This is a genomic window from Vibrio rhodolitus (assembly GCF_003350325.1).
In the GTDB taxonomy this organism is placed as follows: Bacteria; Pseudomonadota; Gammaproteobacteria; order Enterobacterales; family Vibrionaceae; genus Vibrio; species Vibrio rhodolitus.
On record NZ_QLYZ01000015.1, the window covers coordinates 1 to 21727 of the forward strand.

At 46.4% G+C, this 21727-nt stretch carries 16 protein-coding genes and 2 pseudogenes; 6 read left to right on the plus strand and 12 right to left on the minus strand.

All coding sequences use genetic code 11. The features are described 5' to 3' along the window. Positions 1-295 precede the first annotated feature (295 nt). Genes xdhA through guaD form a run of 4 tightly spaced genes read left to right on the plus strand, consistent with a single transcriptional unit; the run spans position 296 to position 6393 of the window. On the plus strand, positions 296-1741 hold the full coding sequence (gene xdhA / locus DPF93_RS14140) for a xanthine dehydrogenase small subunit (protein ID WP_114766775.1): 1446 nt from the start codon (positions 296-298) through the stop codon (positions 1739-1741). Beyond that, complete coding sequence (gene xdhB, locus DPF93_RS14145) at positions 1734-4124, plus strand: xanthine dehydrogenase molybdopterin binding subunit (protein WP_114766776.1); 2391 nt, start codon at positions 1734-1736, stop codon at positions 4122-4124. Before xdhA ends, xdhB begins: the two co-directional genes overlap by 8 nt. A 39-nt stretch (positions 4125-4163) precedes the next feature. After that, positions 4164-5015: a xanthine dehydrogenase accessory protein XdhC gene (gene xdhC, locus DPF93_RS14150; RefSeq protein ID WP_114766777.1), complete on the plus strand. Its 852-nt coding sequence runs from the start codon at positions 4164-4166 to the stop codon at positions 5013-5015. A 40-nt stretch (positions 5016-5055) separates the two neighbouring features. Next, the gene (gene guaD / locus DPF93_RS14155) at positions 5056-6393 is read left to right on the plus strand and encodes a guanine deaminase (RefSeq protein WP_114766778.1); all 1338 of its coding nucleotides are present in this window, start codon (positions 5056-5058) and stop codon (positions 6391-6393) included. A 512-nt stretch (positions 6394-6905) separates the two neighbouring features. On the opposite strand, the gene DPF93_RS14160 is transcribed toward guaD, so the two are convergent. From DPF93_RS14160 to puuE, 7 genes and pseudogenes are all read right to left on the minus strand, one after another. Then, entirely contained in the window at positions 6906-8828 is a 1923-nt protein-coding gene (locus DPF93_RS14160) for a methyl-accepting chemotaxis protein (RefSeq protein WP_244204732.1), read from the minus strand. Positions 8829-9042: 214 nt separating this feature from the next. Continuing rightward, a pseudogene (locus DPF93_RS21555) lies at positions 9043-9285 on the minus strand (urate hydroxylase PuuD); the annotation flags it as partial. Between the two features lie 140 nt (positions 9286-9425). After that, positions 9426-10341, minus strand: a pseudogene (locus DPF93_RS14165) (urate hydroxylase PuuD); the annotation flags it as partial. 59 nt (positions 10342-10400) lie between these two features. After that, positions 10401-10964, minus strand: coding sequence for an ureidoglycolate lyase (locus DPF93_RS14170; protein ID WP_114766780.1), 564 nt, complete (start codon positions 10962-10964; stop codon positions 10401-10403). A 14-nt stretch (positions 10965-10978) separates the two neighbouring features. Next, positions 10979-11965, minus strand: a complete 987-nt coding sequence (gene alc / locus DPF93_RS14175; RefSeq protein ID WP_114766781.1) for an allantoicase — start codon at positions 11963-11965, stop codon at positions 10979-10981. A 116-nt stretch (positions 11966-12081) separates the two neighbouring features. Continuing rightward, positions 12082-12597, minus strand: a complete 516-nt coding sequence (gene uraD / locus DPF93_RS14180) for a 2-oxo-4-hydroxy-4-carboxy-5-ureidoimidazoline decarboxylase (RefSeq protein WP_114766782.1) — start codon at positions 12595-12597, stop codon at positions 12082-12084. Position 12598: 1 nt separating this feature from the next. Further along, on the minus strand, positions 12599-13522 hold the full coding sequence (gene puuE / locus DPF93_RS14185; protein WP_114766783.1) for an allantoinase PuuE: 924 nt from the start codon (positions 13520-13522) through the stop codon (positions 12599-12601). A 345-nt stretch (positions 13523-13867) separates the two neighbouring features. On the opposite strand from puuE, the gene uraH reads away from it, so the two are divergent. Both uraH and DPF93_RS14200 read left to right on the plus strand, forming a co-directional pair. Continuing rightward, a complete protein-coding gene (gene uraH, locus DPF93_RS14195) occupies positions 13868-14221 on the plus strand; it encodes a hydroxyisourate hydrolase (protein WP_114766785.1) in 354 nt (117 codons plus the stop codon). Between the two features lie 148 nt (positions 14222-14369). After that, positions 14370-15713, plus strand: coding sequence for an NCS2 family permease (locus DPF93_RS14200; RefSeq protein ID WP_114766867.1), 1344 nt, complete (start codon positions 14370-14372; stop codon positions 15711-15713). Between the two features lie 142 nt (positions 15714-15855). Here DPF93_RS14200 and DPF93_RS14205 read toward each other — a convergent pair whose 3' ends face one another. From DPF93_RS14205 to gcl, 5 genes are all read right to left on the minus strand, one after another. Then, entirely contained in the window at positions 15856-16470 is a 615-nt protein-coding gene (locus tag DPF93_RS14205; RefSeq protein WP_114766786.1) for a TetR/AcrR family transcriptional regulator, read from the minus strand. A 132-nt stretch (positions 16471-16602) separates the two neighbouring features. After that, a complete protein-coding gene (locus DPF93_RS14210) occupies positions 16603-17739 on the minus strand; it encodes a glycerate kinase (protein ID WP_114766787.1) in 1137 nt (378 codons plus the stop codon). A 325-nt stretch (positions 17740-18064) separates the two neighbouring features. Beyond that, on the minus strand, positions 18065-18961 hold the full coding sequence (locus DPF93_RS14215; protein ID WP_114766788.1) for a 2-hydroxy-3-oxopropionate reductase: 897 nt from the start codon (positions 18959-18961) through the stop codon (positions 18065-18067). 48 nt (positions 18962-19009) lie between these two features. Continuing rightward, positions 19010-19786, minus strand: a complete 777-nt coding sequence (gene hyi, locus DPF93_RS14220) for a hydroxypyruvate isomerase (protein ID WP_114766789.1) — start codon at positions 19784-19786, stop codon at positions 19010-19012. Positions 19787-19866: 80 nt separating this feature from the next. After that, entirely contained in the window at positions 19867-21642 is a 1776-nt protein-coding gene (gene gcl / locus DPF93_RS14225) for a glyoxylate carboligase (protein ID WP_114766790.1), read from the minus strand. Positions 21643-21727: the final 85 nt, after the last annotated feature.

Sequence of the window (21727 nt, forward strand, 5' to 3'; positions counted from 1 at the left end):
CATCCCGCATCCCGCATCCCGCATCCCGCATCCCGCATCCCAGCCTATTGTATACATCATAAAACACAATATTAAAAAACTTTACATAAAGATTTTCGACTTAAAGGAATAATTAAAAGTCTTTAATATCAGATAGTAAACAATAGATAGCATTAACCGTACGGCGTTTTTACCTCTTCCTTATGTTGCATTTTTGTAAAAATAAAGTTGACCTAAGAGTCAAATTATCCAATTATTGACCACAAGGTCAGAAAATAAACATCGGAACAATAGTGTCAATGCACAAGGAGGTCTCTTGATTACTTTCCTACTCAATCAAGAACTCAGACAAGAAAGCGAACTGTCGCCTAATATGACAGTGCTTCAATACCTGAGAACACAAGTACAAAAAATGGGTACGAAAGAGGGTTGTGGCTCGGGTGATTGTGGTGCCTGTACAGTGGTATTAGGTGAAGTCATCGACGGAAAGCTTCATTATCGCTCGGTAAACTCTTGTTTGACGTTCGTCTCTAGCTTGCACGGTAAGCAACTTATTACCGTTGAAGATCTACAAAATAAAAACAAGCTGCACCCTACGCAACAAGCCATGGTCGATTTCCATGGTTCACAATGTGGCTACTGCACACCCGGTTTTATCATGTCGATGTTTGCGCTTAGCAAGAACAAACCTAACGCCAACAAAGAAGATGTGATGGAGTCACTAGCCGGTAACTTGTGTCGCTGTACCGGTTACCGCCCCATTGTTGATGCAGCATTGTCGCTAGCGGGTAACGAACCTTTAATGGATCAGTTTGTTGAACTCGAGAACAAAACCATTAATCGCTTGCAAACCCTACAAGAGCAGCCTGCCAGTTTAAGCTGTGGCAATCTGACAGCGTACTTACCTCGTAGCATCAATGAGCTTGCTGAACTCTATAGCACTTATCCTAATGCCAAGCTCGTTGCAGGAGGCACCGATCTGGCACTGGAAGTGACTCAATTCCATCGTGAAATTGAGACACTGATTAACGTCAACCTTGTTGAAGACATGAAGGTGTGTGAGGAGAGTGAAGATGCGTTACACATTGGTGCGAATGTCGCGATTAGTGATGCCTACCAACTGCTCAGCAGTCACTACAAAGATTTCGGTGAATTGCTGCATCGCTTTGCTTCTCTGCAAGTGCGTAATCAAGGCACGTTAGGAGGCAATATCGGTAATGCCTCACCAATTGGTGATGCACCACCACTACTGATCGCCTTAAATGCGCAAGTGAAGCTACGTCGTGGTAAGCAGAGCCGAGTTATGTCAATTGAGGATTACTTCATTAGTTATAAAGTCACCGCTCAAAAAGAGAGTGAGTTTATCGAACAGGTAATTATTCCTAAACCGAAAACAGAAGAGACCTTCCGCGCTTACAAGCTTTCAAAACGTTTAGATGATGACATCTCAGCGGTTTGCGGTGCATTCAACATTCAAATTGAAGACAACAAAGTGGTCTCAGCTCGAATTGCCTTTGGCGGTATGGCTGCAACGCCAAAACGCGCGACGCGTTGTGAAAACGCCTTACTCGGCAAAGAGTGGGTTCAAGCCAATATTGATGACGCCATGGCAGAAATTCACAACGACTTTGAGCCGCTGTCTGATTTCCGAGCCAGTAAAGAGTATCGCTCAATAACCGCCGCCAATATGCTGCGCCGCTTCTTTATTGAACAAAATCATCACAACAACCAGATTGAAACAAGGGTAACGTCTTATGTCTAACGCACACCATCAGACCATGACTCATGATGAGATGGTCGCCATCGTAAAACAGGATCTTAAAACTGGTGTTGGTAAGAGCGTAAAACACGACAGCGCACCAAAACAAGTTACCGGTGAAGCCGTTTATATTGATGATCGTCTTGAATTTCCAAATCAACTGCACGTTTATGCGCGCTTAAGTACCCATGCGCACGCGAAGATCACCAAACTCGACGTTTCACCTTGTTATGACTTCGACGGCGTCGCGATTGCGATTACCCATGAAGACGTACCCGGTCAATTGGATATCGGTGCCATATTACCCGGAGATCCCCTACTCGCTGATGGGCTCGTGCAATATTACGGTCAACCTGTCTTAGCCGTTGCTGCCAATGATATGGAAACAGCGCGTAAAGCAGCTCAAGCCGCAATTGTTGAATACGAGGCGCTGCCGCCTGTACTTGATGTCAAAGAGGCTCTAGAGAAAAAGCTCTTTGTGACTGAAAGTCACCAGCAAAAACGTGGCAACTCAACGGTCGCCATCGCAAACGCAAAGCATGTGATTGAGGGTGATCTCGAGATAGGCGGTCAGGAACACTTTTATCTGGAAACGCAAGTCAGCAGCGTAATGCCGACCGAAGATGGTGGCATGATTGTCTACACCTCGACACAAAACCCAACCGAAGTACAAAAACTGGTTGCAGAAGTGCTAGGCGTACCAATGCATAAAGTGGTGATTGATATGCGCCGCATGGGTGGTGGTTTTGGTGGCAAAGAGACTCAGGCAGCAGCACCCGCGTGTATGGCAGCGGTGATTGCTCATCTAACCAAACGACCGACCAAGATGCGTTTACCACGTGCAGAAGATATGAGCATGACAGGCAAACGCCATCCATTCTACAACCAGTACAAAATTGGTTTTGATGATAACGGCGTAATTCAAGGGTCAGAAATCATCGTTGCAGGTAATTGTGGCTATTCACCAGATTTGTCTAGCTCAATTGTCGACCGCGCCATGTTCCACTCAGACAATGCCTACTACTTAGGCGATGCAACGGTCACGGGACATCGCTGTAAAACCAATACCGCGTCCAATACCGCTTATCGTGGCTTTGGTGGTCCACAAGGCATGATGACCATTGAACACATCATGGATGAAATCGCACGTTACCTAGATAAAGATCCGCTAGAAGTGCGCAAAGCAAATTACTACGGTGATGAAGGACGTAACGTCACTCATTACTACCAAACGGTTGAAGATAACTTCCTGCCAGAAATTACTGAACAACTCGAGCACAGCAGTGACTATCATGCACGTCGTAAAGCCATTGCCGAGTTCAATCAGCAAAGCCCGATCCTAAAAAAAGGCATTGCGATTACCCCAGTAAAATTTGGTATCTCATTCACCGCGACTTTCCTCAATCAAGCTGGTGCCTTAATTCATATATACACCGATGGCAGTATTCACTTGAATCACGGTGGTACGGAAATGGGGCAAGGTTTGAATATCAAAGTGGCTCAAATTGTTGCACAGGAGTTCCAAGTTGATGTTGAACGAATCCAAATCACCGCTACCAACACAGACAAAGTACCGAACACATCGCCAACTGCGGCCTCATCGGGCGCCGACCTCAATGGTAAGGCAGCTCAAAACGCAGCTCTAACTATCAAGCAACGTTTGATTGAGTTTGCCTCAAATCACTTTAAGGTCTCACCAGAAGAGGTGGTATTCAAAAATGGCATGATTGTCATTCGTGATGAAATCATGACCTTTGAGTCATTCGTACAATTAGCCTATTTCAATCAAGTGTCGCTCTCGAGTACTGGTTTCTATCGCACACCTAAGATCTATTACGATCATGAAAAAGCGCGCGGTCGTCCATTTTATTACTTCGCCTACGGCGCATCTTGTTCGGAAGTGATCATCGATACCTTAACCGGTGAATACAAGATCCTACGTGCTGATATTTTGCATGATGTTGGCGCTTCCCTTAACCCGGCAATCGATATTGGTCAGATCGAAGGAGGTTTCTTGCAAGGTGTTGGCTGGTTAACCACTGAAGAGTTAGTGTGGAATGAGCAAGGTCGCTTAATGACCAATGGACCGGCAAGTTACAAGATCCCAGCGATCGCCGATATGCCAATCGAGTTCCATACTCATCTACTCGAAAACCGTGCCAACCCTGAAGATACCGTGTTTAACTCAAAAGCGGTTGGTGAGCCGCCGTTTATGCTCGGAATGTCTGTTTGGAGCGCACTTCGAGACGCGATTCATGCTGTTACCCCTGATGGTGTAATCGCAAAACTCGATACCCCTGCCACGCCTGAGCGCGTACTCATGGCGATTCAGCAAGTGACACAAACAAAATCGCAAGCAGAGCAAACATCGGCAACACAAGCGTAAACAGGTGTGATTTAAGCTCGAATGTTCAAGGAGAGACGTATGTTTAAAGACAATTGGATTCATGAACTCGCACAGTTAGAAACAAACAGTGAACCGTGTGTCATGGTGACCGTTTTGGAGGACCGAGGCTCGGTGCCTCGCGATGCAGGAACCAAAATGCTCGTCACCCGAGACCGCATCATCGCCACGATTGGTGGTGGGCACCTAGAACATGTCGCCAGTCAAATGGCGCGCGAAATGTTATCTACAGGTGAGCGCGCCCTCAAAGTAGAACGCTTTAACCTTGGGGCTCGTTTAGGGCAATGTTGTGGTGGCATGGCAACGCTGAGTTTTGAACCGATTGGTACGGCGCAAAAACACCTGGTTGTATTTGGCGCAGGTCATGTTGCCAAAGCACTTTTACATATTGTCCCTACCCTACCATTTCGTGTCACTTGGATTGATGAACGTGAGGACGTTTTCCCTGAAGAGCTTCCTCACGGCATCACTAAGCTGGTGACAGATGATCCAGTAGCGGAAGTGAAAGATCTCCCTGCGAATAGTTACTACTTAGTGATGACTCATAATCATCAACTCGATTTTGAGCTAGCAAAAGCGATTATTGACCGAAATGATAGTGTCTATTTCGGCATGATTGGCTCACTCAGCAAGCGAAAGAAATTCGATACGCGTTTGGCACAACGTGGCTACAGTGAGGCGCAAATCAACACCATGATCTGCCCTATCGGCATCAGCATGGTCGATGGCAAGCACCCAGCAGAAATTGCCGTCTCGGTTGCAGGTGAACTTATCGCACACTATCAAGGGATTCCACTTGAACAAAAACGTCCAACAGCACACAGTAGCTTAGTACCACTGAGCGATTCACCACAGGAAGAGAAAATCGCCTGATCCAAGCAGTTGTAGGCTTGGATTGATAAAGGAAGTAATAATGACAATGCAACGTAAAGCTTATCGTGCAGCCATTTTGCACAGCATCGCTGATCCGAAAGATGTCGGACTGGAAAACTCTTATCAATTTTTCGATGACGGTATGATCGTGGTTGAAAATGGACACATCGTCGATATTGGTGAGACCGAGCAAGTTCTGGCAAGACAGCCTCAACCACTTGATATTACTGAGTATGAAGACAAGCTTATCACCTCCGGCTTTATTGATACTCATATTCACTACCCACAAACAGGGATGATCGCCTCTTACGGAGAGCAACTGCTTGACTGGCTAGAGAACTATACCTTCCCAGAAGAGCGCCGTTTCAAAAATCCGGTGTATGCGCACAAAGTCGCGAACCTGTTCTTGGATGAGTTAGCCAGTAATGGCACCACTACCGCACTGGTGTTCGGTACCGTGCATAAAGAATCGATTGATGTCTTTTTTGAAGAGGCTGAAAAGCGCAAATTACGCATGATTGCTGGCAAGGTACTCATGGATCGCAACGCGCCAGACTACCTGACAGACACCCCCGAATCTGGCTACCAAGCCTCAAAAGAACTGATTAAGAAATGGCATAACAAAGGACGTTTGCTCTACGCCGTGACACCACGCTTTGCACCAACCAGTACGCCAGAACAACTTGCGACAGTCGGCAAACTGCTGGAAGAGTACCCTGATGTCTACATGCACACCCATCTCTCGGAAAACCAGAAAGAAATTGAATGGGTATTGGATCTGTTCCCAGAGCGCGACTCTTATTTAGACGTCTATGACCATTATGGACTGCTTCATAAACGCTCGGTATTCGCACACGGTATTCACCTTTCTGACTGTGAATGTCAGCGCTTAGCACAAAGCGAATCTGCCATCGCCTTTTGCCCAACCTCCAACTTATTTTTAGGCTCAGGGCTATTCAAACTGCCCAAACTTGAAGAGCACGGAATACGCGTTGGTATGGGCACAGATGTGGGTGCCGGCACGAGCTTCTCGATTCTACAAACCATGAGTGAAGCGTATAAGATCATGCAACTGCAAAAACAGAAGCTGCATCCACTTAAATCACTCTTCCTGGCAACCTTAGGTGGCGCACGCTCTCTGCACCTAGAAGATAAGATTGGTAACCTAGAAGTAGGTAAAGAGGCCGATTTTGTCGTCCTAGACCTGCATGCCACTCAATTGATGCGCTTTAGAATCAAGCAAGCCACCACTCTAGAAGAGAAGCTGTTTGTACTAATGAGCCTTGGCGATGACAGAACGGTCTGTGAAACCTTCATCTACGGCGAGAAAGCTTACTGCGCCAAAGGTCAAGTTGAGTCTAAAAAGTTCGCCAGTTAAGGCGAACCAACCTTTTCCTTCCCTAGGCCAAACGCTCTCCTTCATTGGGAGCGTTTTTTTTTGTTCTCGATTAACTGTTTATTCCTCTGATACTTACCATCTTAGTCTGTCCTGCTTAATTGCTTGCTACTTCCCTTTCACTTCGCGCCAGCGGGCCAATGACTCTTTGCTGCGCCAAAGAGTAATCAGAAAGGCGCTTTAGCAAATTTGATGTTGTTCGGTCGGTTTGAGGCGTTCCCTACGCCGCAAACCTAAAAATTCTTCCTGAATTTTTACCTAGTGTATCGATTAATACGAAAACCAACACATGAATATTGTTCACTAATACAAACAGTTAGAAGTGTTACCTATGAGCTTGGTCAATACACGAAGTTTTGTCATTCCGCATGGGCGAGAGCTCGATTCCCTTGAGCAAGGGAAGACAATCAGTGGATTACGACGTGAGGAAGGATTTGAAGTAGCGAGATTTGTGGTTTGCAGTGGTGAGCAAACCACACTTGGAAAGAAGTTAGCTAGAAACGGAACTTCGCCACCAGCTCACTGAGGCAATTAGCATTGCGTTTTAATTGGTCACAGTGTGTCGATGTTTGTGAAACACGAGTTGTATTGTCGCGCGCAATATCTGCAATATTGGCAATGCTTGGGGCTATCTCATTGATTACTTGCGACTGTTGCCCGGTTGCGGTAGCTGTCTGGGCACTTAATTGATTGATGTCCTCAACAATCGTGTTGATCGATACCAAATGATGCTCAGAGACTTTAGCGGCACTCATACAATCTGCACCAATCTTATGGCTCTGCTCCACTTCACCGACCACTTTTTGGCTTAAGCTTTGTAAATTCTCAATGATCGTGCGGATCTCACTAGCAGAGTCGTGGGTGCGTGACGCTAACGTTCGCACCTCATCCGCCACAACAGCAAAGCCTCGCCCTTGCTCGCCAGCTCGCGCCGCTTCTATCGCGGCATTCAATGCCAGTAAGTTGGTCTGCTCGGATACGCCGCTGATCACATCCAACACAGTATCAATCGCGTCAATGTCTTTCGATAAGACCTCAATGCTTTGGTTACTCTGCAGAAGCTGCTGATTCATCATTTCAGTGCGTTGTGATGTCTCGCTGACCGATTGCAAACCACTTTTCACTTCTTGTGCCGAGCTTTGAACATGCTGTGAAGTATGAGTTGCGTTAGCGGCGATTTCATCTGAGCTGACATTCATTTCATGTATTGCCGTCGCCACCTGCTCAATGTTCTGTGTCTGCTCCTGGATATGCAGCTTCATCTCTGTTGCTTGTTGATCAATTTGATTGATAGTCGCAACCAACTCGCGGCGAGATTGTTCTATCTGCTCGAATAAAGCAGCCATATAGGTGACAAACTGATTGTAGCCTCGCGCAATATCGCCTACTTCATCGTTACGACTTTCATCTAAGCGTTGGGTGAGATCGCCACCACCACTACCGATTTGCAACAATAACTGAGCGGTCGTCGCCAAAGGCTTGAGCAGCACATGTGCCATATAAGCACTAACACAAATGAAAATAATCGCCACTATCGCACCGATCCAAATCATTGTGTTAATAAACTGATTGATCTCACTTAGCACTTCGTGGGTCGGCTGCAAAGAAACCAACACCCACTCTGTCTGTGGTAACGCCATTAAGCCCACAATAGTGCTATTGCCCTTTAACTCCTGCTGTTCCACAAAAGCTTGAGAAGCACTTAATTGATCCATTTGGCGGCGAAAATCGGCTAAACCGAGTTGTGTGATGGATTGACCAACCATAGCCGTGTTGGGGTGAACTTTAATCACACCGTTTGCATCAACCAGCATCAACTGACTCTGCGCACCCAATGAATAGTTGGAGACAGTATTGGCTAGATTGGCTAACGACAATCCAACACCAGTTACGCCAATACGTTTGCCATCAACGACGACGGCTTGATTAACAAATACTGTTACCGCGCCCGTCGAACTGTCTGTATCTATCGAGAGCTCAACCTGTTTATTACTCGCTAAAAACTGATAGAACCATTGATCATCATTGGAATGGGCAGAAATCTGTTTCAATTTCCCGTTCGCAGCGTAGTAGCTGTTATTTGCGTTCGTGACATAGAATGCGCTGATAGCATTAAACTGCTGTTTGATGGCGGCGAGTTGTGCAATAAGTGCTTGTTCTTCTTCCCCGGTAAACTCGATGATCGTTTCAAGTTGAGACATAGTCTCAGCAACGACTAAAGGTGTTTGCAACTCGAGCTGAATTTGGCTTGCCACTTCCCCCAACGCCGAAGGAATTTGTTGTTGATAGGTTTTTTCCAGAATGATTTTCTGCCCCTGGTTAATGGTTAAGCCAACCAGAACCGCAATCACAAGCACTACCGCCATTACGGTAGCTAAGATGGTTTTGTGTCGGATACTTAATTTAAAACGCATCATCGTACACTCCTTTGTTTCGCCCAATAGTGCGCAGAGCACGGAGCCAAAAGAAGATTGGCACCACAAACTCTCGCAATAACTTGGGTCTAGGTATAAAAAACCCCGGAAACCAACCGGGGAAAGGGGAAATCGCTACCTTGCAGTAGCAGTCATAGAGGTAGAGCAACCAATCCGACCGGACGACAATAAATCGGACTGGCGCTCATTCGGGGTGTTACTGAATCGCTGCGCCTTGCTCGACCCAGTCACCAATTAATGTTCGCTCATCATCGGTCATCTGTGTGAGGTTACCCAAAGGCATATATTTGGTGGTCACAGTTTGGGCAATACGAGGACTATTGGCTTTGATCTGTTGTGGCGTGTCTAACTCCACGCCAGCTGGTGCCGCGGCAAAGGCTGGGTGAGTTGGTGTGGCGGAGTGACAGCTTGCACAACGTTCTTGAATCACCTGTTTAATCGCTGAGAAATCAACATCACCAGCATTATGAGGCGCTGCCACTGAGTGAGCAGCGACATCATTCTCAACGCCCTTCTCCACGGTATTCGACGTTGATGACGATGCTCCAACCGATTGAGATGAAACGCTCTCCACTTTAGCCACAGGCTGACTAGGCTTGTTCGCATAAGGCGAGGTAACAAACGCCAGTGTCACCATACCTAATGCAGCGACCGGAACCGTCCACGCGTATTTCTGGCTGCCATGACGGGTATTAAAGTAATGGCGAACCAAAATACTGAAAATCGCTAGACCCGCAAGAATTGCCCAGTTGTATTCAGAACCATATGTGCTTGGGAAGTGGTTACTGATCATAATAAACAGCACTGGCAACGTCAGATAATTATTATGGCGTGAACGCAGCAAACCTTTCGCCGGTAAGCTCGGATCAGGTTCGCGTCCTTCTTCAATGGCACTGACGAGATTACGTTGTGCCGGCATAATCACGCGAAATACGTTACCGACCATAATCGTACCGATGATCGCACCAACGTGAATATAAGCACCACGACCACTGAATACCTGAGATAGACCATAAGTTGCCGCAACCAACAGCACAAACAGTACTAAGCCTAGCAATACTGGCGTCTTACCTAGCGGTGAGTCGCACAGTAAATCGTAAATAAACCAACCAGCAACCAAAGCGCCAACGCCGATAGCGATGGCGGTTTCAGCCGCAAGACCAGAACCTGGGGCGATCAAATAGATCTCCGCATTGAGGTAATAAACCACTGCAAGCAGCAGTACACCGGTAATCCAAGTAAAGTAAGCTTCCCATTTAAACCAATGTAGATGCTCTGGCATTTCCGGTGGTGCAAGTTTGTATTTCTCTAAGTGGTAAATACCACCACCATGAATTGCCCAAAGGTCACCTGAAAGACCTGTTTTAGGATTAACTCGATTTAAGTTGTTCTCTAGCCAAACAAAGTAAAACGAAGCACCTATCCAGGCGATACCAACTATCATGTGAACCCAGCGAATCGCTAGATTCAACCACTCCGTGATATGTGGATCCATAATAAACTCCTTATTCACACCAAAAACGATGATTACTCAACTAACCCTTCGCTTCGGTTCTACAGCGCTGACTCCGTACGCTGCTCACTATGTTCAATCTCGTTGCCCGGTATATCTTCTAAATACAAACAGACTAAATCTTGTTCGAAATAGACTTCATCACAGTTATTACCATCACCACCGCGATCAACGACGAGAAATTGATCCTCTTGGCTAAGAGCAAGTACCGGGTGATGCCAAACCCCTTTGTGATAATTAACACCTTGCTGACCATTACTTATAAAAGCGCGGCATGATTCAAGGCTTGGGTTATCACCTTTAGGCGCAACAACAATAAGATAGGGTTGACCGAGCAACGGAACAAACGCTTGAGAACCCAACGGATGTCGTTCTAACATTCGAATCGTCAATGGGTAGTTAAGCGGCGTCGCTTGGAAAATACTGATGATCGCCTGACCATTTTCCTGCTGCACATCTGTTTCGGCGAGTTTGTGGTAACGACGTGTCGAGCCATTATTAATCATAAAATAATCGCTGTTCTCAACTTCAATCACATCGCCAAACTCTGCAAATGCTTGTTTGGTTAAAGGCTCAATGGCTAAACGACGAGTTCCATTGCTCATATTTTTCTCCTCGCTTATTCCGCTTTAGTGCCAAATAAACGCAGACGGCTGATACCACCATCAGGGAAAATATTCAGACGTACATGAGTCACCGCTCCTAGCTCATTCACTTCGGCAACAAACTCATGGATATCATGCGCTTTTAGCTTCTGAGCCGGCAGCAATTCGCGCCAGAACAAGCTTTGGGTCGCTACTTGGTCATCGGTACCACCTTTGACATAAGCCGCTTGAATTGAGCAACTATCCGGGAAATTACCTTTAAAGTGCGCGGTATCAACCACTACGCGCTCAATGTTGCCTGCGTGACCAAGCGCAACAATCACCCAATCATTGCCAGGCGTACGGCGGCGTGCGGTTTCCCAACCATCGCCCATGTTTTCGCCTCGACCAGGACCAAGGATATTGGACTTATTTCCATAGTGTTCATCGCTACAAGCTAACGCACGACCACCATTTTCTACTGCGGCAAGGTCGACTTTTTGTTGGCTATCGATTTGCTGCCAATCGACACTAGGACGCCCGTAAACACGCAGGCGAGCAACACCGCCATCTGGGTAGATGTTCAAGCGTAAGTGGGTAAACACTTGCTCGCTGGCAATCGCTTCAAGATGATGGTGATCACCTTGTAGACTCATCGATGGCAGGATCTCTTGCCACTCTGTTGTTTCCGTTGGGTCCCCTTCCGGTGAATAACAAGCATCAATCGATGCAGAAGGCGGGAAGTTACCAGTAAAAAATGACGTGTCGATGTCTACACCAGCAATGGTGCCCGCTAAACCTAAACGGATCACACAGTAATCGTAGCCTTCGCCACGTTTGCGACGGCTTTCCCAACCGTCCATCCATTTCCCATTATCGTCATAAACGCCTTCTTTCCACTCTGGCGCTTCGCGGCGCAGTAGGCGGCTTTTATCCGCAAAAAAATCGTCAGTAGCGTAGAGTGCGGTTGCACCCAGTTTTTCGTCAGCAAGGTTAATGTATTGTTCAAAATCTAAGGACATGTCCTTTATCCTTCCAATTAATCAAAAATAGGTTAAATGAGTTGTACTCTTTCCAGAGTGAGTACCAATTGCCGGTGCAATTGATATCGATGCACAATAGTCGCCATCTCCGTGACTTACATATCGCGCAGGCGAAACAGAGCTATCTTGTTGATTTCCTGAATCGCAGTAGCAAACTCAGTTTCACTATCATTGCCTAATCGCTTCTCGAACGATTCAAGAATTTGGTAACGATTGGCCCCTTTCACTGCCATGATGAAGGGAAAGTTGAAGCGGCTTTTATAACTGTCGTTGTACGTGGTGAATTTATCGAACTCTTCAGCGGAGCATTGGTCAATACCAGCGCCTGCTTGTTCTGCGGTTGATGCTGCAGTAAGTTCGCCGTTAATAGCTGCTCGTCCCGCTAAATCAGGGTGAGCATTAATAAGTGCAAGTTGCTTGGCTTTATCCGCTTTTAGCAAGATGGTTGCCATTCGCAAATGCAAATTGACGATCGAGTCATCGACATACGTCAGCCCTTGGTCAAACACAGATTCAGCCACCCAAGGGCTATGCTCATACACGTCAGCAAAGTAAGAGACAAAATCCGCTCGGCTCATTTGTGAGGGTTTACAAAAACGAAATTCTGTCATGTTACTTCTCCTTGTTTGGTGTGTATGGATGGTGCTCGTGCCAATGGCGCGCAATGTCAACACGACGACATAACCACACGTCATCGTGCTGTTTTACGTAATCTAGAAATCGTTTCAAAGAGGCAATTCGACCAGGACGGCCGATCAAACGACAATGTAAGCCAATCGACATCATCTTGGGAGAGGTTTCCCCTTCGGCATACAGCGTGTCGAATGTATCTTTAAGATATTGATAAAACTGTTCACCAGAATTGAAACCTTGTACCGTAGCAAAACGCATATCGTTGACATCTAACGTATAAGGAATAACGAGTTGTGGGCGCCCAGCTTGGGTATGCCAATAAGGTAAATCATCATCATAGGCGTCGGAGTCATAGAGAAACCCGCCTTCTTCAGCGACCAAACGGCGTGTATTGGGACCTGTGCGTCCGGTATACCAACCCAGTGGTCGTTCACCTGTTAGCTGGGTGATAATGTCGATCGCTTTCGCCATATGGTCACGCTCTTGCGACTCATCCATATATTGGTAATCGATCCAACGATAGCCATGGCTGCAAATCTCATGTCCCGCTTGGACCATAGCTTGCGCCAATTGTGGGTGGCGTTCTAATGCCATTGCAACGGCAAATACGGTTAGAGGAATCTCATATTCATCAAATAGCTTCAATACACGCCACACGCCCGCGCGGCTGCCGTATTCGTAGATTGATTCCATACTAATGTGACGCTCACCTTTTATCGGCTGTGCCGCCGGGATCTCCGATAAAAATGCTTCAGATTCTTGATCACCATGCAGTAAACAACGCTCTCCGCCTTCCTCATAATTGAGCACAAATGATACGGCGACTCGAGCACCACCTGGCCATTTTGCATGCGGTGGCTGATTGCCATAGCCAATGAGATCTCGAGAATAATCCTTATCCATTCAGCCTCTCCTTGAAATAGTAAGTGCTTGTGGTTAGCACTCAGAACATAGATTCATTGTATACAATACTTTATCTTAATGTAAAGATTTTGTTGTTAAAGTTATTTTTATAAAATTTAAAGATAATATTCATATAGTTACCAACCTTAACCTTTATAAACCCGAAAAAACTCACTTCACACTTTCGCTTTTTTGTCGACATATTTGATAACAAAAATGCAACATAAAGCTTTACTATCTGAATATTTCGTGTACACATATAGGTATCAATACAAAAAACAAAAACAATTTTGTATACAATTTAATAACGCAAGCTAAGGAGAGCGCTGGGCGCAATTGGAGATTATGGGCAAACTAACTACTCACGTACTGGATACAATGCACGGCGTGCCTGGAGCGAACATTCAAGTTGAATTGTTTCGCGTTGAGGGCGATTCTCTAACTAGAGTTAAAACCGTCACCACCAACTTTGATGGCCGTACTGACCAACCTATTTTAGAAGGTGACTCGCTTGTCAGCGGTAAATATCAACTGGTTTTCCATGTTGCTGACTACTACAAGAACCGAGATGTTGATCTCGGTGAAATCCCTTTCCTAGATGATGTTGTGATTCGTTTTGGGCTAGGAGATACCAGCATGCACTATCACGTGCCGCTATTGGTATCACCGTACAGTTTCTCAACGTATCGCGGCAGCTAACAACGTCAAACTATAACGCCAATATAGAGCGTAAAACTAAACCGAGAGAATTGAAGTTCTGCACCTAATACCCTTAGAAAATAACATTCTTTACATGCAGAAAGTGGTATTCAATTTTAGAAACATCAAACCAAAAGGACTTGCTGACATGAATGAAAGCAAAGCAGAAGTACTTGATAACGAAAGTCAATCTGGTGGCTTACTAGAACGTTTCTTTAAACTGAAAGCACACGGAACCAGTGTTAAAAACGAAATGATCGGTGGTATCACAACCTTCGCCACCATGGCTTATATCATCTTCGTTAACCCACAAATAATGGCGGCTTCCGGAATGGATTCTGGTGCGGTGTTCGTCGCTACTTGTATCGGGGCTGCGATTGGCTGTTTGCTGATGGGGTTATTTGCCAATTGGCCTGTCGGTTTAGCGCCTGGCATGGGATTAAACGCCTTCTTCTCATTCACAGTGGTAAGTGAAATGGGTTATAGCTGGGAGGTGGCACTGGGCGCGGTATTCCTATCCGGTATCCTATTTGTCGGGATGAGTTTTTACAAAATCCGTCAATGGATCATCGAGAGTATTCCGCACAGTTTGCGCTACGCGATGACCGCGGGTGTTGGTCTATTCCTTGGTCTGATTGGTCTTAAAACTGCTGGTATCGTGGTAGAAAATCCAGCAACTTTGGTATCACTTGGTGACTTTACTAAGCCCGATGCACTTTTGGCAGCAGTGGCATTCTTAATTATTGCGGTATTGAGCGAGCGTAAGGTATTCGGTGCTGTACTGATTGGCATTCTAAGCGTTACAGCTATTGGGTTGGGACTAGGTCTCGTCGAGTTCAATGGCGTCTTCTCTGCGCCACCAAGTATTGCTCCAACCTTTATGGCGATGGATATTGCTGGGGCGTTTAACATCTCAATGGTGAGCGTGATTCTCGCTTTCTTATTCGTCAATATGTTCGATACTGCAGGTACCTTAATGGGCGTCGCTGAACGAGCACACCTGATCAACAAAGAGACAGGTCGAATTGAAGGGCTTAGCAAGGCATTAAAAGCAGACAGTATCTCAAGCGTCGCAGGCGCGTGTGTTGGCTGCCCGCCAGTAACCAGTTATGTCGAAAGTGCTGCAGGTGTTGCTGCGGGTGCAAGAACAGGTTTATCAGCCATCGTCGTTGCTGCGCTGTTTGTCGCTGCAATATTTCTTTCGCCATTAGCTGGGATGATCCCTTCCTACGCAACAGCAGGTGCACTGATCTACGTTGCATTTGTGATGATGAGCAGCATGCAGCATGTGGATTGGAAAGATTTCACAAATGGCGCACCAGCAGCCATTACCGCATTGATGATGCCACTAACGTTTTCAATTGCGAATGGTATTGCGCTTGGTTTTATCACTTACACCGTACTTAAAGTTGCAACGGGTAAAACGAAGGATGTATCAATTTCTATGTACATTCTTACCGTCGTGTTTGTCGCTAAGCTGATCTATATCTAAACGATTCACACCATTCCAGATCTAAATTCAAACTTCATGCTCTAGTCAAATGTCTTTGGCTAGAGCGTTTTCGTATCACGATCCAACCGTTCCACAGCGATTAGAACTGGCAAGAATGAGCAAATACTCATTCTGGTGACTATTATGGTTTTGTTTTCACTCCACAGCCTTTAATCACCAACTGAGAAATAAACTCAGCGGCCTGACGGTAGTCTCCTTTATCAAGCTGTTCTTTTTGCATCACATTACAAATCTGCCAACTGAAGTCGGCGTACGTTTGTGTTGCCGCCCAGATAGCAAACATCAAGTGATGAGGTGAAACCTTATCCATTAGACCTTGCTCAGACCAGGTTGCGAACTTATCAATAATCATCTGAGACTGATTAAAAAGCTCAACTCCGATATCTTCTGGTAAAGCACTACCGCCCGACATGACCTCATTAGCAAATACTTTTGATGCATACGGGTGATCTTGCGAAATGCGTAACTTCGCCACAATATATTGTTGTAATGCTTCGACTGGATCCTCGACCTCTTCCAGTGGGCGAGAAGCCTCTAGCAATGGTTGCGTAACGGTTTGTAACACTGCGTAGTACAACTTATCTTTGGAGCTAAAATAGTAAAATACGTTTGGCTTGGGAATGTTCGCCGCTTTAGCGACATCAACAATTTTGGTCGCCGCATAGCCATGTGTCGCAAACTCTCTACTTGCAACCTCAATAATCAACTGCTGGTTTTTCTCTCTAATGCGACTCATGATAGTCCCTGAACGTTGTACAGGTTTCTAGTGTAAACAATACGTTAGTGATAGCAAGGCAAGTGAAAGATTTTGCGACAAACTAAAACGGCCGCTTGAAGGCGGCCGTATAAAAAGATGCAGAACAGAGGGTTATTTTGCGACTAGACACCATGTCGCGGCGACATTACGTGCGGTCATCTCAACGTTAAACGCAGCTTGTTTCAGTGCCGATGGCAGATCTACTGCCCCAGGAACCACGCTGAATACAGCGTCAATGCCATGTTGGTGCACCACGTTACAATCAGACGCGAGGCTACCCGCAATACCAATAACTGGCAAATCATATAATTTCGCTGTTTGCGCCACGCCCATTGGCGTTTTACCGTGAATAGTCTGACTATCAATACGCCCTTCACCGGTAATCACCAAAGCGGCGTCTTTAACCACTTCGGCAAGATTGGTCGCTTCAATAACAATTTGAATACCTGGGCGAAGACTCGCAGTGAGTAGCCCTAACAATGTTGCACCCAAGCCGCCAGCAGCACCTGCACCGGCTTGATTTGTTACATCTTTACCTGTGGTACGCTCTATTATGCTTGCGTAGTGTGCAAGGTTATAATCCAACTGCTCAACCATCGCAGGAGTGGCGCCTTTTTGTGGACCAAAGACATACGAAGCACCTGTGGGACCACACAATGGATTGTCTACATCACATGCTACTTCAAGCCGCACCTGTTGAAGTCGCGGATCTAAACCAGACAAATCGATCTGCTCAAGGTTCGCTATCGCTCCTCCACCATAAGCTAACTCGTGACCATCAGAATCCAAAAAACGCGCACCCAGCGCCTGCGCCATACCAATTCCGCCATCGTTAGTGGCACTGCCCCCAATACCAATGATGATATGTTGCGCGCCTTGTTTTAACGCAGCCTTAATCAGCTCTCCGGTACCATAACTTGTGGTATTCAAAGGATTCCGTGCATCAGGCTCTACCAAATGCAAACCGGACGCCGCAGCCATTTCGACCACTGCGCTTACACCATCACCAAGCAGACCATAAAACCCCTCAACTGGCTCGCCAAGTGGACCGGTTACCACCGTAGAGACTACCTGACCACCTGTCGCGTCAACCAAGGATTGTACGGTGCCTTCCCCCCCATCTGCCATGGGTAATTTAATGTACTCTGCATCAGGTAAAACCTGTCTAAAACCACTTTCAATTGCTGTAGCGACTTGCATTGCGGTTAAGCTTTCCTTGTATGAATCGGGCGCAATTACTATTTTCATGTTCTCGTCCTTAAACCTATCTTAAGTGACACGCTTGTCTCTTGTATTACGGTTCGGAAAGGTTGAATTTACCTGTTGTGAGAGAGAAAAAGTTGCTCTCTGTTTAATCTGTTGCTTGGGTATACAAAAAGAAAAATCCCGAAGTAAGCCGCAAAAAGACCTGATAAGATAAAGCCCGTGCGGAAGCTCCTACCTGTTGACTTACAACGGGAACGCGTACAAAAGGAGACAAAAATACGCGATTTAAACCAAAGCTGTTCTATTTAGGGTTTGGTAAACCCAAGGAGTAAAAAGGGAGAGGAAGCCTTTTTACCCCGGAGCGAAATTAATCGCGAATTGAGTGTTTCGAGCGTTTTTCAATCGCCTTAATCAGCGCCGAGTGATCCCATTCATCGCCGCCTAGCGCTGCACAATCTTCAAATAGCTCTTGCGCCGTTGCCGTGTTTGGCAGAGCCACTCCCAGCTCACGCGCGCCAGTCAGCGCTAAATCCAAATCTTTCTGGTGCAACGCAATTCTAAAGCCCGGGTCAAATGTACCTGCAATCATTCGCTCGCCATGCACTTCTAAGATTTTTGATGTGGCAAAACCGCCCAATAGCGCCTGACGAACACGAGCTGGATCAGCCCCTGCTTTAGAAGCGAATACCAGCGCTTCAGACACGGCTTCGATATTGAGTGCAACGATGATCTGATTCGCGACTTTACACGTTTGCCCTGCACCATTATCGCCAACCAAAGTGATGTTTTTACCCATCACTTCAAACAGCGGACGAGCCTGATCGAAAGCCTCCTGAGAACCACCAGCCATAATGCTTAAAGTAGCGTTAACCGCGCCGACTTCACCACCAGAAACTGGAGCATCAATATATTGAGCACCACTTTCGTTGATACGCGCAGCAAAAGCTTTAGTTGCCATCGGAGAAATTGAGCTCATGTCGATAACCAATTTGCTTGAGGCTCCACCAGCATTTAAGCCTGCTTCTACACCTTTATTGCCAAATAGTACATCTTCTACTTGCGGCGTATTGGGTACCATCAAGATAACCGCATCCGCCAGTTGCGTTGCTTCCTCAACAGAATGAGTAACCACAGCCCCAGCAGCCACTAAATCTGCTGGCGCTGGATTGAAGTGGTCAGACAGTACAATTTCATACCCGGCTTTTTGCAGGTTAGCCGCCATAGGTCTGCCCATGATTCCAGTACCGATAAATGCAATTTTCATTTGTTTGTTCTCCATAACTTCGCCCTTTATGAATGGGCAACTCCGCAATTAGCGGTATAGGTTTAGCCAATCTAGGCCTTCTAATGTGGTGGTTTTCGGCTTGTACTCGCACCCGATCCAACCTTGGTAACCAAGCTCATCCAAATGCTTCAGTACAAATGGGTAGTTAATTTCCCCGGTACCTGGCTCATGACGCCCTGGGTTATCAGCCAGTTGTACATGCGCGATTTGTGCAATATTGGCACTCATCGTTGGCGCAAGATCACCTTCCATAATCTGCATGTGGTAGATATCGTATTGAATAAACAGGTTATCGCTGCCTACCTCCTGAATAACGCTCTTCGCTTGCTCGGTGGTATTGAGAAAGAAACCTGGAATGTCGCGAGTATTAATCGCCTCAATCACTAGGCGAATGCCCGCTTTTTTCAACGTTTGCGCCGCATAACGTAGGTTCTCAACAAACGTCGCGTGCGCTTCGCTGGTACTGACGCCTTGTGGCACAATACCTGCCAAACAGTTTATTTGGCTGTTCCCTAACACTTGGGCATAAGTGATGGCTTGAGCTACACCCGCTTTAAATTCTTCACGGCGGTTTGGATCAACCGCAATCCCACGCTCACCCGCTTCCCAATCTCCTGCAGGCAAGTTAAACAACACTTGGGTAAGTTGGTTATCATCCAGCTTCTGTTTGATCTGCTCTGGTGTCAGCGCATATGGAAATAGGTACTCCACACCCGTGAATCCCGCTTTTGCCGCTGCTGCAAAACGGTCAACAAAGTCGAGCTCGGTAAACAGCATGGATAAATTTGCTGCAAATTTTGCCATTTTGATATCCTTATTCTGGTCTGTCAGCACCCAAGCCCTTTAGGAAAATAAGACTGGGCTTAAGTGCTTAACAATGGAACTTACTGGTTGTGAGCAAGTGCTGTTGGCGCATCGGCAATGCTTTCTGCTAGCGCTTCAAACTCATTAATCGAGTCAATCTCAACACCCATCGCGATATTGGTTACCCGCTCCAGCATCACTTCCACTACAACAGGAACTTGATGTTTTTTCATCAGCTCTTTCGCTTGAGCAAATGCCGCTTGCATTTGTTCTGGGTCAGTGACTCGAATCGCTTTACAGCCTAATCCCTCAACCACAGTGACGTGATCAACCCCATAGCCTTCTAGTTCTGGCGCGTTTTGGTTATCAAACGCAAGCTGCACACAATAATCGATATCAAACTGACGCTGCGCTTGACGGATAAGCCCTAGGTAAGAGTTGTTCACCAGTACATGGATATATGGCAAGTTAAACTGTGCGCCTACGGCTAGCTCTTCAATCATAAATTGGAAATCATAGTCTCCAGATATCGCCACGATATCGCGATTAGGATCGGCAGCTCTCACACCTAAAGCGGCTGGCGTTGTCCAACCAAGAGGACCTGCTTGACCACAGTTGATCCAATTACGTGCTTGATATACGTGCAGGAACTGAGCGGCGGCAATTTGCGACAAACCAATGGTGCTGACATAACAGGTCTCACGACCAAACGCCTTGTTCATCTCTTCATACACTCGCATTGGCTTAATCGGTGCATCTTGATAATGCGTTTTGCGCAGCATAGTAGCTTTACGCTGCTGACACTCTCCTACCCAAGTGCTTCGTTCAGGTAGTTTGCCTGCCGCTTGCCATTCGCGAGCCACTTCGACTAGTAATTCCAGTGCCGCTTTCGCATCCGAAACAATGCCAAGATCGGGACAGAACACACGACCAATTTGAGTTGGTTCAATGTCGACATGCACAAATTTACGTCCTTTGGTGTACACATCCAGTGAACCTGTATGTCGGTTTGCCCAACGGTTACCAATGCCAAAGACAAAATCTGATTCTAGTAGTGTTGCGTTGCCATAACGATGAGCGGTTTGTAAACCAACCATCCCCGCCATCAATTCGTGATCATCGGCGATTGAGCCCCACCCCATTAGTGTTGGAATAACGGGCACACCAGTTATTTCAGCGAACTGCTGCAGCAGCGCCTCGGCCCCTGCATTGATAACGCCACCACCTGAGACAATGATCGGATTCGCCGATTCACACATCATCGCCATTGCTTTTTCAACTTGGGCGCGAGTCGCTTTGGGTTGATACGGCTCTAGTGGTTCATAAGTATCGATATCAAATTCAATTTCTGTCAGTTGCACATCTAGCGGCAGGTCAATCAATACCGGTCCCGGGCGTCCTGAGCGCATTAGATGAAATGCATGTTGAAATGCTCGTGGTACCTGAGCCGGTTCGAGTACCGTCGTTGCCCATTTGGTGACAGGTTTGGCAATAGACTCGATATCTACAGCCTGAAAATCCTCTTTATGTAAACGAGCAGTTGGCGCTTGACCAGTAATACATAAGATAGGAATTGAATCTGCAGACGCAGAATATAGACCAGTGATCATATCGGTACCGGCAGGGCCTGAAGTTCCGATACACACGCCAATGTTATCCTGTTTTGTACGGGTGTAACCTTCTGCCATGTGGGATGCACCTTCAACATGACGCGCAAGCACATGATCAATGCCACCGAGCTTTTTCATCGCGGCATACATAGGATTAATAGCCGCCCCAGGAACACCAAAGGCAATATCTACACCTTCCTTTTTTAGAACTTCAACTGCGGCTTCTATTGCCTTCATCTTTGCCATGCTAACCTCCATTTAGATTGTATACAATTCAAAGATACTTTGTGTACTATGAACCAAAATGGAAAATTATCAACCCCAAAAAGCA